Origin of the sequence: Microbacterium testaceum, assembly GCF_006539145.1 — a bacterium.
Taxonomy (GTDB): Bacteria; Actinomycetota; Actinomycetes; order Actinomycetales; family Microbacteriaceae; genus Microbacterium; species Microbacterium testaceum.
Genome location: NZ_BJML01000013.1, coordinates 1 through 14,609 on the forward strand (window position 1 = coordinate 1; position 14,609 = coordinate 14,609).

The window sequence follows — 14,609 nt, forward strand, 5'->3', positions numbered from 1 at the left end:
TCACGATCCCGTTCAGCGTGGCCACCAGTCCGTTCCAGCCGGCGCCGAGGCCGTCGCCGAAGCCGGCGGGGTCGGCGGCGACGGCGGGGGAACGCTCGACGAGTTGCACGCTCAGAGACGACATCGCGACCTGCGACTCCACCGACTGCAGCACCTGGCGGTCGGAGTCGAGCTGCGCCTGCCGCTCGGCGAGAGCGGACTCGGCGGTGATCAGGTCCGACACCGACCCGGCCTGCGCCAACAGCTGCGTCAAGCGCGCCACCGAGGCCTCGCCGGCCGCGACGCGAGCGCGCAGATCGACCGTCTGCTCGGTCACGTCGGAGCGGCTGACCGTCGTGGCGGTGACCTCACCGACCTGGCGCAGGTCGTCCATCGTGCTCGTGAGGGCGGCCGCCGGAACGCGCACGGTGATCCATCCCGAGGATGCCGTGGGGCCCGTCACCGCGCCCTCGTACGGCACCGCGCCGCTCGCGCCGCCCAGCTGCGAAGACTCGACGTACCCACCCGCCCCGGTCGCGGAGGCGCCGATCGCGGCGATCGCCGCAGCGATGTCGTCCACCTCGACGGTGCTCGACGCGGTGGCGACGATGTCTCGGGTCGCCGTGTCGCGCGCCGCTGCATTACCCGCAGCGGCCTCGGAAGACGAGGCTGACCCCCCGGCACCCTGACCCGGGTCCACCGGTACGAGGGGTGGGTTCTGGGCGGCTCCGCTCGAGTGCTGCTCGCTGGCCCCGACGATGGCGCTCGATCCGCTGGACCCCGGGGTGGCGGCCAGCGAGGGGCCCACGAACGCGGCGACCGCGACCACGGCGGCCGCGGCCCCGGCGCCCGTCCAGATCCCGCGACGACGGCGGCGCGTACGCTCGCGCTCGTCGGCGATCCTCCCGAAGACCGCGGCCTCGATGGCATCCATCCGATCGGCGGGGAGAGGGGGAAGAGTGTGCGCGGTCATGGGGTCTCCGTCTCGATCGCTGTGGCGCGCACCCGGGAGCGGATGCGCGAGAGCCGGTTGCGGACGGTGCCGTGCGAGACGCCCAGCGAGACGGCGGCGGCTTCGTATCCGTAGCCCTCGGCGGCGCACAGGCGGAAGATCTCGCGGTCGAGGTCGCTCAGGCGGTCGACCTCGGCGAGGATCGCCGACACCGTGTGCGCCTGCACGACCTGGGCTTCGACGTCGACGGCTGACGGGATCGCATCGCTCAGCGCGGCGTGCGAGCTGTGACGGCGGCGAGCGCGCAGACGGTTCTGCGCCTGCAGACGGCAGACGGTCGCGAGCCAGGGCAGCAGGGACTCGCCCTCGAGCCGCAGCGACGGGATCTTGCGCCAGGCGACCACGAAGGTCTCCTGCACCACGTCCTCGGCATCCGCGGGATTGCCGACCAGACCGAAGGCGATCCAGTAGACCGGCCGCGCGTACGCCCGATACAGCTCGCGATACGCGACCTCCGACCCGCCGGCGGCGCGCGCCACGAGGGCCCTGTCGTCGATGACTCCGTGAGTCATGGCATCCGTTCCGCCTTCCGGGTGAGCCCCGGAAAAGCACTCTCTCACTCAGGGGTGTCCGGGCGCGCCGGATCGTCTCACGGATGTACGCACGCAATGAGCTCTACGTGCACAAGCCCCTGTGCGAACGGGGCCGACGGATAAACTCGAGCGTTTCCCCCGATGAAAGGCCCCGCGATGGAGCTGCAGCTCGACCCCCTTTTCCAGACGATCACGCTCGTCGTGCTCGTGCTGATCCTGGTCGCCGACCTGCTGATCATCCTCAAGCGCCCGCACATCCCTGCGGCGAGGGAGTCGACGCTCTGGGTCGTGTTCTACGTGACGCTGGCGTTGATCTTCGCGGGTGTGCTGTGGATCGTCGCCGGGGGAGAGGTCGCCGGGCAGTTCGTCGCGGGCTGGCTGACCGAGTACAGCCTGTCGATCGACAACCTCTTCGTGTTCGTGCTGATCATGGGGCAGTTCGCGGTGCCGCGCCGGTACCAGCAGGAGGTGTTGATGGTGGGCATCATCATCGCGCTCATCCTGCGTGGCGCTTTCATCCTGGTCGGCGCGACCATCATCGAGAACTTCAGTCCGATCTTCTACCTCTTCGGCGCGTTCCTCGTCTACACGGCGATCCGCCAGGCGTTCCCGGGCGACGACCACGACGACGATTCGCAGAAAGAGAACCTCATCGTGCGGACACTGCGTCGGGTGCTGCCGATGAGCGATGCGTACGACGGCAAGAAGGTCATCACGCGAATCGGCGGGAAGAAGCTCTTCACCCCGATGATCATCGTGTTCGTCGCGATCGGTGTGACCGACCTGCTGTTCGCGATCGACTCGATTCCCGCGATCTTCGGCATCACGCAGAGCCCGTTCATCGTCTTCACGGCGAACCTGTTCGCGCTCATGGGTCTGCGTCAGCTGTATTTCCTGCTGGGCGACCTGCTCGACCGCTTGAAGTTCCTGCACTACGGGATCGCCTTCATCCTCGCCTTCATCGGCGTGAAGCTCATCCTGCACGCGATGCACGTCAACGAGTTGCCGTTCATCAACGGCGGCGAGCCGATCGAGTGGGCTCCCGAGATCTCGACGTGGGTGTCGCTCGCCGTGATCGTGCTGTCGATGGCGGTCGCGACGATGGCGAGCCTCATCGCCGCGCGCCGGGAGCCCGCGTCCGTCGAAGGCCCCCAGGATGCCGCGGCCGATGTCGCCGACGAGAAGGGGACGCCGCGCACGGTCGATCAGCCGAAGGGCGACTGACGCGTCGCCGCACACTCCGCTTGTCCCGGTGGATGCGCTGCGTGTCCCAGAAGTGGTTGCCTGTGCGGCCTGCGGACGACCATAAGTGGGACATGGCCGTCGTCTCGCCGCGCGACACCGCCCCTGTCCCGGTGGATGCGCTGCGTGTCCCAGAAGTGGTTGCCCGAGCAGCCCCGAGACAACCACGATTGGGACATGGGGGTGATCCGGCGTCGAGCCGTCTGCGCCGACCCCGGCATCCGGGAGCTAGAACGCGCGCAGGTTCGCCTGCAGACCGCCGTCGACGAACTCCTCGCGGAGGATTCCGCGTCGGCGGAGAATCGGCACGAGGTCGTCGAGCACGCGGTGCACGGTGACCGGGTGCAGGTCTCCCCACAGAAGGACGCCGTCGTTGCCCCACTCGCCCAGTTCCTCGATGCGGTCGGCGAACTCGTCCGCCGTGCCGACGAAGCCCGAGCCGTCGCGGAGGCGCCCCACGCGCGCGTGCGCGCCCAGAAGCGTCCGTAGCGGAGCGTCGGCGTCGTGCTTTCCGACGAGGCGGTTGATGCTGCCCTCCGACACGTGCTCGCCGAAGATCGACCGGTCGAGAGGCTTGTCGAGGTCGAGGCCGGTGAGATCGGTCTCGAGATCGCTCGACTGCTTGCGGGCGATGGCGACGAGCGCGTCCTCGGAGGGGTTGACGGATGCCGCGACCAGGCGATCGGCTTCTTCCGGGGAAGACACGAGCACGGGCTGGATCGCGAAGAGGATCTTGATGTCGGACGCGGCGCGTCCCGCGGCCTCGGCTGCCGCGTGGATGCGTGCGCGATAAGCCCGGATGCTCTGCTCGTCGAGAGGCGCGAGGGCCAACTGCACGTCGGAGTTGTGTCCCGCGAACGACAGGCCGCGACCGGATCCGCCGGGGGAGACGATCGCGGGCGCGCCGTCGGTGAAGGGGACCGCGTTCAGCGGCCCGTCGAAGCCGAAGTGCTCACCCCGGTGCTGTACCGCCTCGAGCTTCGTCCCGTCGGCGTAGATCCCCGTCTCTTCGTCGGCGACGAGGGCGCCCTCGCCCCAGCTGTCCCAGAGCTTCCGGATGCCGTCGAGCCACTCCTCGGCCCGGTCGTAGGCCGCGTCGTGCCCGAGCTGCGGCGCGGTCGAGAAGTGGCGCGCGCTGCCGGTGTCGGTCACGACGTTCAGGCCGAGACGGTGGCCGCTCAGGTGCTGCAGCGTCGCGAACTGCCGCGCCGCCGTGTACGGCAGGTAGGCGGCCGGGTTGACCGTCGGCACCACGCCCAGGTGCTGCGTCGCCGCGAACAGGTACGGCGCCAGCAGCAGCGGGTCGTGCTTGGGTCCGCCGAAGGCGTGACGAACCCGCAGGTCGATCGTGTCGGCGCTGCCGAGCGAGGGCGCGTCCTCGATGATCAGCAGGTCGAAGCCGGCCTGCTCGAGCGTCCGCGCCGAGTCCTGATAGAGCCCCGGCTCGGTCCAGCGGTGGTTCCAGCGCAGGTAGGGGTGCCCCCATCCGTGCGGACCGAAGCCGCGCGCGAGGAACCAGCCGAAGTGCTGCAGACGGCTCACAGCACGACCGTCTCGCGCTCGACGACGGGGACGCCCACGAGCGCCTGCTCGAGGTCGGCGAGCAGATCGTCGATGTCCTCGATCCCGATCGACAGCCGGATCGTGCCGGGGAACACCCCCGCCCTCTCGCGCTCGTCGACGGTCCGCGCGGAATGCGAGGTGCTCTGCGGGTGAAGCACGAGCGAACGCACATCGCCGAGGTGGGTCATGTGCGTGATCACCTCGACCGACTGCACGACGTGGCGCGCCGCCTCGAGGCCGCCGCGCAGGGTCACGGTGAACACCGACCCGGTGCCGCGCGTGAGGTACCGCCGCCCGAGGTCGAAGTCCGGGTGCGACTCGAGACCCACGTGGTCGACGCGCTCGACCTCGGGGCGCTGCTCGAGCCACCGAGCGACGGTGAGGGCGTTCTGCGACTGGCGTTCCACACGAAGGCTCAGCGTCTCGATGCCCTGACCGATGAGAAAGGCGTTCAGGGGCGACGGCGACGGGCCGAACCGCGGCGCGACGCTTTCGCGGATGTACGCCCCGCGGGCGCGCGGCCCGTGCTTCTCGGCGTAGCTCGCCCCGCCCAGACGGTCGGTCTGCACGAGATGCGGGAAGAGATGACCGGATGCCGCGGCGTCGAAGCGACCGTCGTCTACGATCACCCCGCCGAGCACTGCACCCTGCCCCGCGAGGAACTTGCTCGCCGAGTGCACGACGACGGCGGCACCGTGCTCGATCGGGCGAAGCAGGTAGGGCGTGGTGAAGGTGCTGTCGACGACGAGAGGAATCCCTCGCTCTCTGCCGATCGCCGAGACGGCGGCGATGTCGAGGACGTCGTTGCGGGCGTTCGAGAGCGTCTCGGCGAACAGGGCACGGGTGCGCGGGGTGATGGCATCCCTCCAGGCGTCGAGATCCCCCGTGGGCACGAAGGTGGCCTCGATGCCGAGCCGCGCGAGGTTGTCGAGGAGCAGGCCGCGCGTGCCCTCGTAGATGTGCTCCGAGACGACGACGTGGTCACCCGCCCCGGCGAGGGCCAGCAGAGCCACGGTCACGGCGGCCTGGCCGCTCGACACGAGGACGGCCTGGTCGCCGCCCTCGAGAGAGGCGAGACGCTCTTCGACGGCCTGGATCGTGGGGTTGCCCGTTCGGGTGTAGCCGAAACCGGCGCCGGTGCCGAAATGCGCTGCCGAGGCGTCGAGGTCGTCGAAGGTGAAACCCGCCGTGAGGTAGATGGGCATGGCCCGCGGCGAGGCGTGCGCGGTGGCCGAGCCCGCATGTACCTGGCGGGTGGAGAATCCGGTGTCGGCGTTCGCGGCCATGGGTCACGCTCCGTTTCGCGGGGGCGGGGCGGGCTCGCGGGGCGCGGGCCCGGTCCGAGGGGTGTTCGGGATCGGGCCAGGCTCGCACGGGGGAGTCGTCGACGACGAAATGTGCGGCGCTCTGTTACGGGCGGCACCCGCGTCGCGGACGCCGTGGCGCGGCTGGCACGGGCGTGCCCGGTGGTATCGTGACCGGGTGCGGATCGCTCGCCTCCTCCTTAGCGGCCGCGACGAGACCTTGTCCTAGGCCTTTCTCGTCGCGGAGTTCGTCGCGGGCCTCACACCCCTTCCGAGGAGAAACGCAAACATGAGCACCACCCCGATCGACGGCATCCGGATCCCGGACCGTCCGCGCACCCTGGCCGAGAAGGTCTGGGACGACCACCTCGTGGTCAAGGGTGACAACGGTCAGCCCGATCTCATCTACATCGACCTGCACCTCGTGCACGAGGTCACCAGCCCCCAGGCCTTCGACGGCCTTCGCGCCGAGGGGCGCCCCGTGCGGCGACTCGATCTGACGATCGCCACCGAAGATCACAACACCCCCACGCTCGACATCGACAAGCCGATCGCCGATCTGACCAGCCGCACGCAGATCGACACCCTGCGCCGCAACGCCGAGGAGTTCGGCGTGCGCATCCACTCACTCGGCGATAAGGAGCAGGGCATCGTCCACGTCGTGGGCCCGCAGCTCGGACTCACCATGCCGGGGATCACGGTGGTGTGCGGAGACTCGCACACCTCGACCCACGGTGCGTTCGGTGCGATGGCTTTCGGTATCGGCACGAGCGAGGTCGAGCACGTGCTCGCCACGCAGACTCTGCCGCTCAAGCCCTTCAAGACGATGGCGATCACGGTCGAGGGAGACCTCAAGCCCGGCGTCACCGCGAAGGACATCATCCTGGCGATCATCGCCAAGATCGGCGCGAACGGCGGACAGGGCTACGTGCTCGAGTTCCGCGGCAGCGCGATCCGCTCCCTCTCGATGGAGGGGCGCATGACGATGTGCAACATGTCGATCGAGGCGGGCGCCCGAGCCGGGATGATCGCCCCCGACGAGACCACCTTCGCGTACGTCAAAGACAAGCCGCACGCCCCGCAGGGCCAGGACTGGGACGACGCGGTCGCCTACTGGCGCACGCTGCCCAGCGACGAGGGCGCCGTCTACGACGCCGAGGTGTTCCTGGATGCCGCCGAGCTCGAGCCCTTCGTCACCTGGGGCACGAACCCCGGACAGGGCGTCTCGCTGTCCGACGTCGTTCCGACCCCGGCCGAGATCGCCGACCCCAACGAGCGCGCCGCCGCCGAACGCGCACTCGAGTACATGGACCTCCAGGCCGGTACGCCGATGAAGGACATCCCCGTGGATGCCGTCTTCATGGGCTCGTGCACGAACAGTCGCATCGAAGACCTCCGCGCCTTCGCCTCGGTCATCCAGGGCCGCACCAAGGCCGAGAACGTGCGGGTCATGGTCGTTCCCGGTTCGGCGCGCGTCCGGCTCGAGGCCGAGGCCGAGGGCCTCGACAAGGTCTTCACCGACTTCGGCGCGGAGTGGCGATTCGCCGGCTGCTCGATGTGCCTGGGGATGAACCCCGACCAGCTGGCTCCGGGAGAGCGCTGCGCCTCGACCTCGAACCGCAACTTCGAAGGGCGGCAGGGCAAGGGCGGACGCACGCACCTCGTGTCGCCTCTCGTCGCCGCGGCCACCGCCGTGCGGGGGACGCTCTCGAGTCCGGCCGACCTCGGCCCTGTCCCCGCAGAGTCCGTTTCGACCGGGGCGGAGGCCTGACATGGAGAAGTTCACGACGCACACCGGTGTCGCCGCGCCCTTGAAGCGCTCGGCGGTCGACACCGATCAGATCATCCCGGCCGTCTATCTGAAGCGCGTCACCAAGACCGGTTTCGACGACGCGCTGTTCGCCAACTGGCGCCAGGATCCGGACTTCGTCTTGAACCAGGACGCCTACCGCTCGGCATCCGTCCTCGTCGCCGGTCCCGACTTCGGAACGGGGTCGAGCCGCGAGCACGCCGTGTGGGCGCTGCGCGACTACGGCTTCCAGGTGGTGCTGAGCCCCAAGTTCGCCGACATCTTCCGCGGCAACTCCGGCAAGCAGGGCCTGGTCACGGGCGTGATCACCGAAGACCAGGTCGAGCAGATCTGGGCGGTGATCGAGGCGAATCCGGGCATCGAGATGACCGTGGACCTTACCGCGAAGACCGCCACGGTGGGCGACCTCCAGGTCTCGTTCGAGATCGACGATTACACTAGGTGGCGGCTTCTCGAAGGGCTCGACGACATCGGGCTCACGCTGCGTGACGAAGACAAGATCACGCAGTTCGAGGCGCGCCGCGAGGCATGGCGGCCGCAGACCCTTCCGGTCCGCTGAGCCCGATCGACCCGATCGGGTCGATCTGCCGCCCCTCGTCCACGAAGTGAGGTCCACCCCCCATGAGCACACTCGTCACCGACTCCGGAGACCAGAACCCCGGACAGCCCGATTGGGAGGCGGCAGAGACCCTCGCGATTCGCGGCGGTCGGCCCCTCCGAGGGACCGTCGAGGTCAAGGGCGCCAAGAACCTGGTGACCAAGGCCATGGTGGCGGCGCTCCTGGGCGAGACCACGAGCACGCTGCGCGACGTACCGATGATCAGCGATGTGAAGGTCGTTCGCTCGCTCCTCGAGGTGCACGGCGTCACCGTGACCGAGGGCGACGAGGAAGGCACGCTCCACCTCGACCCCTCGGGCGCGGTCGCCGCGCACTTCGAAGAGATCGACGCGCACGCCGGCGCGTCGCGCATCCCGATCCTGTTCTGCGGGCCGCTGCTGCACCTGCTGGGCGAGGCGCTCATCCCCGACCTGGGCGGATGCCGCATCGGCGACCGCCCGATCAACTTCCACATGGACGCGCTGCGCGCGTTCGGCGCCGTCGTCGACAAGAGCTACGAGGGCATTCGCATCACGGCCCCCAACGGCCTGCACGGCGCCAACATCACGCTGCCGTATCCGAGCGTCGGTGCGACCGAGCAGGTGCTGCTCACCGCTGTGCGCGCGAAGGGCGTCACCGAGCTGCGCAACGCCGCGATCGAGCCCGAGATCATGGACCTCATCGCGGTGCTGCAGAAGATGGGCGCGATCATCTCGTACGAGCCGAACCGCGTCATCTTCATCGAGGGCGTCGACAAGCTCGTCGGCTACGACCACCGCGCGATCTTCGACCGCAACGAGGCCGCCTCCTGGGCGTGCGCGGCCCTGGCCACCGACGGCGAGATCTTCGCCAAGGGCGCCCGTCAGCAGGACATGCTGACCTTCCTCAACGTGTTCCGGAAGGCCGGCGGATGGTTCGACGTCCGAGAGGACGGCATCCTGTTCCGTCGCGGTGAGGCCCTCAAGCCCGTGATGGTCGAGACGGACGTGCACCCGGGCTTCATGACCGACTGGCAGCAGCCGCTCATCGTCGCTCTCACGCAGGCTCCCGGCACCTCGACCGTGCACGAGACCGTGTACGAGAACCGCCTGGGCTTCACCGAGGCGTTGAACAAGATGGGGGCCGACATCGTCGTGCACCCGAAGGGCATCTCGAGCCCCGACCGCCGCGTTCCTCGACGCGACCTCGAGCAGGCTGCCGTCATCAACGGACCGACGCCGCTGCACGGCGCGGACGTCGAAGTGCCCGACCTCCGCGGCGGCTACAGCTACGTGATCGCGGCTCTCGCGGCCGAGGGCGAATCGACGGTGCGCAACATCGGCATCATCCGTCGCGGGTACGAGAAGTTCCTCGAGAAGCTCACCGCTCTCGACGCCGACTTCGACGTCGTGGGCTGACGCCGGTGGTCTCGAATCCCGAGAAGAGCCGCCCGAGCGCCTTCTGGCCGCTCGCGGCGATCATCGTCCCCCTCACGGGACTCTTCGCCCGGATCGAGATCCGCGGCGCCGAGAACCTCCCGCGCGAGGGAGCGTACGTGCTGGCGCCGAACCACAACTCGGAGTTCGATCCGGTGATCGTCGCGGTCGCCGTCTGGCGGCTGGGCCGCGCCCCCCGGTTCATGGCGAAGGAGAGCCTGTTCAAGGTTCCCGTGCTCGGGGCCGCGCTCCGCGCGACCGGAATGGTTCCGGTACCCCGAGCCTCGACGAGCGCGAACCAGTCGATGAAGGCCGCCGAGCAGATCGCGCGCGACGGGCGCGGCGTCATCGTCTATGCCGAGGGCACCCTCACACGCGACCCCGAGCTCTGGCCGATGCGCGGCAAGACGGGCGCGGTGCGCCTGGCCCTGGCCGCAGACCTGCCGCTCATCCCCATGGCGCAGTGGGGCGTCCAGCAGATCCTGCCGCGCTACGGGAAGCTGAGGTTCCCCCGCCGCTCGCACGTGATCGTCGAGTTCGGCCCCGCGATGGACATGAGCGCCTACGCGGCGACGCCCACGCAACCGGCCACACTGACGAAAGCGACCGACGCGATGATGAACGAGGTCACGGCGATGCTCTCCGGCATCCGGGGCCTTCCTGCCCCCGCAGAGCGCTGGAACCCGTCGCAGCACGGGCAGAACGAGACGGGCCGCCTTGAGCCGTAAGAGCGCCCTGCCCGTCGCCGGCCCCAGAGTCGCCGTCGTCGGCGCCGGAAGCTGGGGGACGACCTTCGGCAAGATCCTGGCCGACGGCGGTGCGTCGGTCGTCATGTGGGCGCGCCGCCCGGAGCTCGCGGCCGAGATCACCGAGTCCAAGCGCAACAGCCGGTACCTCTCGGGTATCAACCTCCCACGCACGATGACCGCGACGACGGATCTGGCCCAGGCGCTGAACGGTGCGGAGCAGATCTACCTCTCGGTGCCGAGCCAGTCTCTCCGAGAGAACCTCGCCGCCATCAAGCCGCTCGTCGAGCGCACCGACGTGCCGATCGTGTCGCTCATGAAAGGCGTCGAGAAGTCGACGGGCCTGCGCATGAGCCAGGTCATCGAGCAGGTGCTGCAGTGCGATCCTGCGCGCATCGCGGTGGCATCCGGCCCGAACCTCGCCCTCGAGATCGCGCGCGAGCAGCCGACCGCAGCCGTCATCAGCTCGCTCAGCCCCGAGACCGCCGAGGCCGTGGCCCGTCGCGCGCGCAACCGGTACTTCCGCTCGTTCGTGAACACCGACGTGATCGGCACCGAGTTCGGTGGAGTGCTGAAGAACCTCATCGCGGTGGCCATCGGCATCGTCGACGGCGTCGGGTACGGCGAGAACACGAAGGCCTCGATCATCACCCGTGGCCTCGTCGAGATGACCGACTTCGCGGTCGCGCAGGGCGCGCAGCCCGAGACGCTCCAGGGCCTCGCGGGACTCGGCGATCTCATCGCGACGTGCCAGTCGCCGCTCAGCCGCAACAACACCGCGGGGCGCCTGCTCGGACAGGGCTACGGCTACAAGGAGGTCGTCGCTCAGATGCAGCAGACCGCCGAGGGGCTGGCATCCGTGGCTCCCGTTCTTCAGCTCGCGAAGCAGGTCGGCGTCGACATGCCGATCGTGCAGCAGGTGAAGATGGTGCTCGACGGGACGATGGACCCGCGCGACATCGCACCGCACCTGACGACAGACGACGACCAGCCGCAGGGCGAGAGGACGCAGAATGACCAAACCGGTGGTGGTGGTGCTCTTCGGCGGGCGCTCCAGCGAGCATTCGATCAGTTCCGCCACGGCGGGCGGGGTGCTGCGGGCGATCGACCGTGACCGCTTCCGGGTCATCCCGGTCGGCATCACCCGCGACGGCGCTTTCGTTCTCGAAGACGACGATCCCGACAAGTTCGCGCTGATCCCCGACGCACTGCCCGAGGTGCGCGACAACGGCACGCGCGTTCGCCTGCCCGACTCGACGCTCTCACGCGAGTGGACGGTGACGGATGCCGAGGGCACTCGGTCGCTCGGCGACGTCGACGTCGTGCTGCCGATCCTGCACGGACGATTCGGTGAGGACGGTACGGTGCAGGGGCTGCTCGAGCTGCTCGGCATCCCGTACGCCGGCGGCGGTGTGCTCATGTCGGCGATCGGCATGAACAAGCACGTGACCAAGCAGGTGCTCCGCGCCGCGAACGTGCCCGTGGTGCCGTGGGTCGCGGTGACCCGCGCCGACCTCGCGCGCGACCGCTCGCTGTGGGAGCGCCGCATCCGAGCGCTCGACCTGCCCGTGTTCGTCAAGCCGAACGAGGCCGGCTCCAGCGTCGGCGTCACGAAGGTGTCGCAGTGGGATGACCTCGACGCCGCTCTCGACACCGCGTTCGCCGAAGACGGGCTGGTGCTGGTCGAGAAGGCGATCGTCGGCCGCGAGGTGGAGTGCGGCGTGCTGCCCGGGCGCGATGGCGGACCGGTGCGTGTCAGCGTCGCCGGCGAGATCGTCGTGACGGGGCGCGAGTTCTACGACTTCGAGGCCAAGTACCTGGGAGCCGCGGGCGTCGACCTCGTGTGCCCCGCCGACCTGCGCGAGGGCGAGCTGGGGGAGATGCAGCGCATCGCCGCCCAGGCGTTCGAAGCGATCGGCGGTCAGGGCCTTGCCCGCGTGGACTTCTTCTACACCGGCACCGAGTTCTATGTGAACGAAGTCAACACGATGCCCGGGTTCACCCCGATCTCGATGTTCCCCACCTGCTGGATCGCCTCGGGGCTGTCGTATCCCGACCTCATCACCGACCTGCTCGACGCGGGGCTCGCGAAGGCCTGAGTCACGGCTCGGTCCGTCGTGCACACCGGCGGGCCGGGTCGGCGGCGCGCCGTGGCCGGGGCCGGTGACGCCGGTGCGTCGGGGATCGTCCCGCGGCTGTGCACGCGGGGGTCGGACGCGGCGCGCGCTACGGCGTCGGACTCGGCGAGGGCGTGGCGTCGGATGCCGAGGTGCACACGGCGCCCGTCGACGGCAGGTATTGGCTGATCAGCGGTCCGAGGGCCTGCGCCACATCGGCGCTGCTGGCCTCCTTGTAATCCAGGTAGACCTGGACCGCGGGGCTGCGCCCGAACGTCGTCAGCGTGTACCGGTTCTCGGCTGCCTGCGACTCGTCGACAAGCCAGTCCACGCCGTTGAACGGGCGACACGGCAGGGTGGACGGGCCGGGGGTCTCGAGCCCGCACGTCATGAGGATCGCGGTGGGATCTCCCCACGCACCGGTCGACTGCGCATCGGTCCAGCGACGGTTCTGCCCCGAGATCGTCTGGGGCAGTCGCGAGGTGATCTCGGCGCACGCCGGGTCGTTCGCGTTCTTGGCCGGCTGCATCGCGACCGTGGTGCTGCACGCCGCGAGCCCGGGGAGGAGGGTGGCGGCGGCGAGGAGCGCGAGGAGGCGGGAGGAGCGGGGCACCCCTCCAGGCTAATAGCGTGGGGGAGTGACCGACGCCGAGACCACCCGTGCAACCACTGTGGGCGACCTGAGCGAGGGGCAGATCCTGCGCGGCATCCTGGACCGTCTTCCGCCGTCGACCGCCCCGGTCGGGCCCGGTGACGATGCCGCTGTGCTGTCTGTCCCGGACGGGCGGGTCGTGGCGACGACCGACACGCTCGTGCACGGGCCCGACTTCCGGCTGGCGTGGTCGTCGCCGTTCGATCTCGGCTTCAAGTCCGCGGCGGTGAACCTCGCCGATGTCGCCGCCATGGGTGCGCGCCCGATCGCTCTGCTCGTCGCGCTCGCGATGCCCGACGACACGCCGATCTCCTTCGTCCGCGGGTTCGCCGACGGTCTCGCCGCCGCCTGCGCGGAGCTCGCCCCCGACTGCGCGGTTGAGGGCGGCGATCTCACCGTCTCGAACACCCTGACGATCGCCGTGACGGCCCTGGGGAGCCTCGACGGGCGCGAGCCCGTGCGTCGCTCCGGTGCCCGCGTCGGAGACGGCGTCTACGTGATCGGCGAGCTCGGCGAAGCCGCGAGGGGACTCGAGGTGCTGTTCGGGCGGTTCCGGGATGCCGACGGCACTCCCCTCGTGATCACGCCCGAGGCCCGGGCGGCGCTCGGTGCCGACGACGCGCGCGGGCTGGCTCGCCAGCTCACGCCGCGACCGCCGATCGCGGAGGCGTTGCGCGCCGCGGACGCGGGGGCCACCGCGATGATGGACATCTCCGATGGTCTCGTCCTCGACGCAACACGCATGGCCGATGCCTCGGGGGTCACGATCGCCCTCGACTCCGCGACCCTCGGCGACGACCCCGACCGGGCGCTCGGCGGGGGAGAGGACCACGGGTTCCTCGTGACGTTCGCCGCCGAGGCGCGCCCGCTGGGCCGTCGCGTGGGAACGGTCGTGGCACGCAGGAGCGAAGCCGTCACCGTCGACGATCGGCGCTGGTCGGGCCGGGGCGGTTGGGATCCGTACCGCGACTGGGACGCCGGTCGCGGCTGAGGGATCAGACGCTCTGCGGTCGCCCCCACCACATCGTGGTGTCGCCGTAGGCGCGATCGCGCTCGGCCTCGAGTCCCGCGGCGGCCCACTCGGGAGCGGCGGATCGTTTCGCCCGCTCGACGATCACCGTGGCGTCGGGGTGCAGGCGCGGCGCGAGCGCGACGAGCGCTTTCGTGAGCTCGTCGTCGGCGAGGTCGTAGGGCGGATCGAGGAAGACGAGGTCCCATTCGAGGACGGATGCCGAGAGGAACGTCGTGACGTTCGCCTTGTGCACGCGCGCGGGGGCGGTGACGCCGGCCGTCTTCACCCGTTCGGCGTTCTTGCGGATGAGGGCCGCGGCGGGCGCCGACAGTTCGACGAGGTCCGCAGAGGCGGCGCCGCGACTGAGGCTCTCGAGCCCCAGGGCGCCGGAGCCCGCGAAGAGATCGGCCACGCGCGCGTCGTCGAGCAGGCCCGCGGATTCGAGAGCTCCGAAGAGCGACTCGCGGACGCGGTCGCTCGTGGGACGGGTGCCCTTGGGTGGGACGTCGAGGACCGTGCCTCCGGCCCGGCCCGAGATGATGCGCGTCACCTCTCCAGCCTAGGGTCCTCGGCGCGGCGGTCCCGTGCGCGCGCGCGAACGGCGATGTCCGAGGGCCTGCCTAGAC

General features: G+C 69.9%; 14 protein-coding genes. 8 read left to right on the forward strand and 6 right to left on the reverse strand.

What is annotated here, in order from left to right:
* Together MTE01_RS15415 and MTE01_RS15420 are read right to left on the reverse strand one after the other, a co-directional pair.
* Positions 1 to 952: DUF4349 domain-containing protein (locus MTE01_RS15415; RefSeq protein ID WP_141378293.1), on the reverse strand; the 952-nt coding region annotated here is incomplete at its 3' end.
* Positions 949 to 1,503 carry an RNA polymerase sigma factor gene (locus MTE01_RS15420; RefSeq protein WP_141378294.1) on the reverse strand — a complete coding sequence of 185 codons (555 nt, stop codon included), beginning with the start codon at positions 1,501 to 1,503 and terminating at the stop codon, positions 949 to 951. The genes MTE01_RS15420 and MTE01_RS15415, both read right to left, overlap by 4 nt.
* 177 nt (positions 1,504 to 1,680) lie before the next feature.
* Here MTE01_RS15420 and MTE01_RS15425 point away from each other — a divergent pair, with 177 nt between their 5' ends.
* Positions 1,681 to 2,748 (forward strand): TerC family protein, encoded by a 1,068-nt coding sequence (locus tag MTE01_RS15425; RefSeq protein ID WP_141378317.1) that lies wholly within the window; start codon positions 1,681 to 1,683, stop codon positions 2,746 to 2,748.
* 246 nt (positions 2,749 to 2,994) lie between these two features.
* On the opposite strand, the gene MTE01_RS15430 is transcribed toward MTE01_RS15425, so the two are convergent.
* Positions 2,995 to 4,308, reverse strand: a complete 1,314-nt coding sequence (locus MTE01_RS15430) for an LLM class flavin-dependent oxidoreductase (protein ID WP_141378295.1) — start codon at positions 4,306 to 4,308, stop codon at positions 2,995 to 2,997.
* Positions 4,305 to 5,615 (reverse strand): O-acetylhomoserine aminocarboxypropyltransferase/cysteine synthase family protein, encoded by a 1,311-nt coding sequence (locus MTE01_RS15435; RefSeq protein WP_103208860.1) that lies wholly within the window; start codon positions 5,613 to 5,615, stop codon positions 4,305 to 4,307. Before MTE01_RS15435 ends, MTE01_RS15430 begins: the two co-directional genes overlap by 4 nt.
* Before the next feature lie 307 nt (positions 5,616 to 5,922).
* Here MTE01_RS15435 and leuC point away from each other — a divergent pair, with 307 nt between their 5' ends.
* From leuC to MTE01_RS15465, 6 genes are all read left to right on the forward strand, one after another.
* Positions 5,923 to 7,404 (forward strand): 3-isopropylmalate dehydratase large subunit, encoded by a 1,482-nt coding sequence (gene leuC, locus MTE01_RS15440; protein WP_103208862.1) that lies wholly within the window; start codon positions 5,923 to 5,925, stop codon positions 7,402 to 7,404.
* A gap of 1 nt (position 7,405) precedes the next feature.
* Positions 7,406 to 8,002 (forward strand): 3-isopropylmalate dehydratase small subunit, encoded by a 597-nt coding sequence (leuD, locus tag MTE01_RS15445; RefSeq protein WP_103208865.1) that lies wholly within the window; start codon positions 7,406 to 7,408, stop codon positions 8,000 to 8,002.
* A 62-nt stretch (positions 8,003 to 8,064) separates the two neighbouring features.
* Entirely contained in the window at positions 8,065 to 9,438 is a 1,374-nt protein-coding gene (gene murA, locus MTE01_RS15450) for a UDP-N-acetylglucosamine 1-carboxyvinyltransferase (protein ID WP_103208867.1), read from the forward strand.
* A gap of 5 nt (positions 9,439 to 9,443) precedes the next feature.
* Positions 9,444 to 10,184, forward strand: a complete 741-nt coding sequence (locus MTE01_RS15455; protein WP_116239928.1) for a lysophospholipid acyltransferase family protein — start codon at positions 9,444 to 9,446, stop codon at positions 10,182 to 10,184.
* Positions 10,174 to 11,316, forward strand: a complete 1,143-nt coding sequence (locus MTE01_RS15460) for an NAD(P)H-dependent glycerol-3-phosphate dehydrogenase (RefSeq protein ID WP_141378296.1) — start codon at positions 10,174 to 10,176, stop codon at positions 11,314 to 11,316. The genes MTE01_RS15455 and MTE01_RS15460 overlap by 11 nt, the downstream gene beginning before the upstream one ends.
* Positions 11,216 to 12,301, forward strand: coding sequence for a D-alanine--D-alanine ligase family protein (locus tag MTE01_RS15465; RefSeq protein WP_141378297.1), 1,086 nt, complete (start codon positions 11,216 to 11,218; stop codon positions 12,299 to 12,301). The genes MTE01_RS15460 and MTE01_RS15465 overlap by 101 nt, the downstream gene beginning before the upstream one ends.
* A 127-nt stretch (positions 12,302 to 12,428) precedes the next feature.
* On the opposite strand, the gene MTE01_RS15470 is transcribed toward MTE01_RS15465, so the two are convergent.
* Positions 12,429 to 12,932 (reverse strand): DUF3515 family protein, encoded by a 504-nt coding sequence (locus MTE01_RS15470; RefSeq protein WP_103208875.1) that lies wholly within the window; start codon positions 12,930 to 12,932, stop codon positions 12,429 to 12,431.
* 25 nt (positions 12,933 to 12,957) lie between these two features.
* Here MTE01_RS15470 and thiL point away from each other — a divergent pair, with 25 nt between their 5' ends.
* Positions 12,958 to 13,962, forward strand: a complete 1,005-nt coding sequence (thiL, locus tag MTE01_RS15475) for a thiamine-phosphate kinase (RefSeq protein WP_141378298.1) — start codon at positions 12,958 to 12,960, stop codon at positions 13,960 to 13,962.
* Positions 13,963 to 13,966: 4 nt separating this feature from the next.
* Here the strand turns inward: thiL and rsmD are convergent, their stop codons facing one another.
* Positions 13,967 to 14,533: a 16S rRNA (guanine(966)-N(2))-methyltransferase RsmD gene (rsmD, locus tag MTE01_RS15480; protein ID WP_141378299.1), complete on the reverse strand. Its 567-nt coding sequence runs from the start codon at positions 14,531 to 14,533 to the stop codon at positions 13,967 to 13,969.
* Positions 14,534 to 14,609 lie beyond the last annotated feature (76 nt).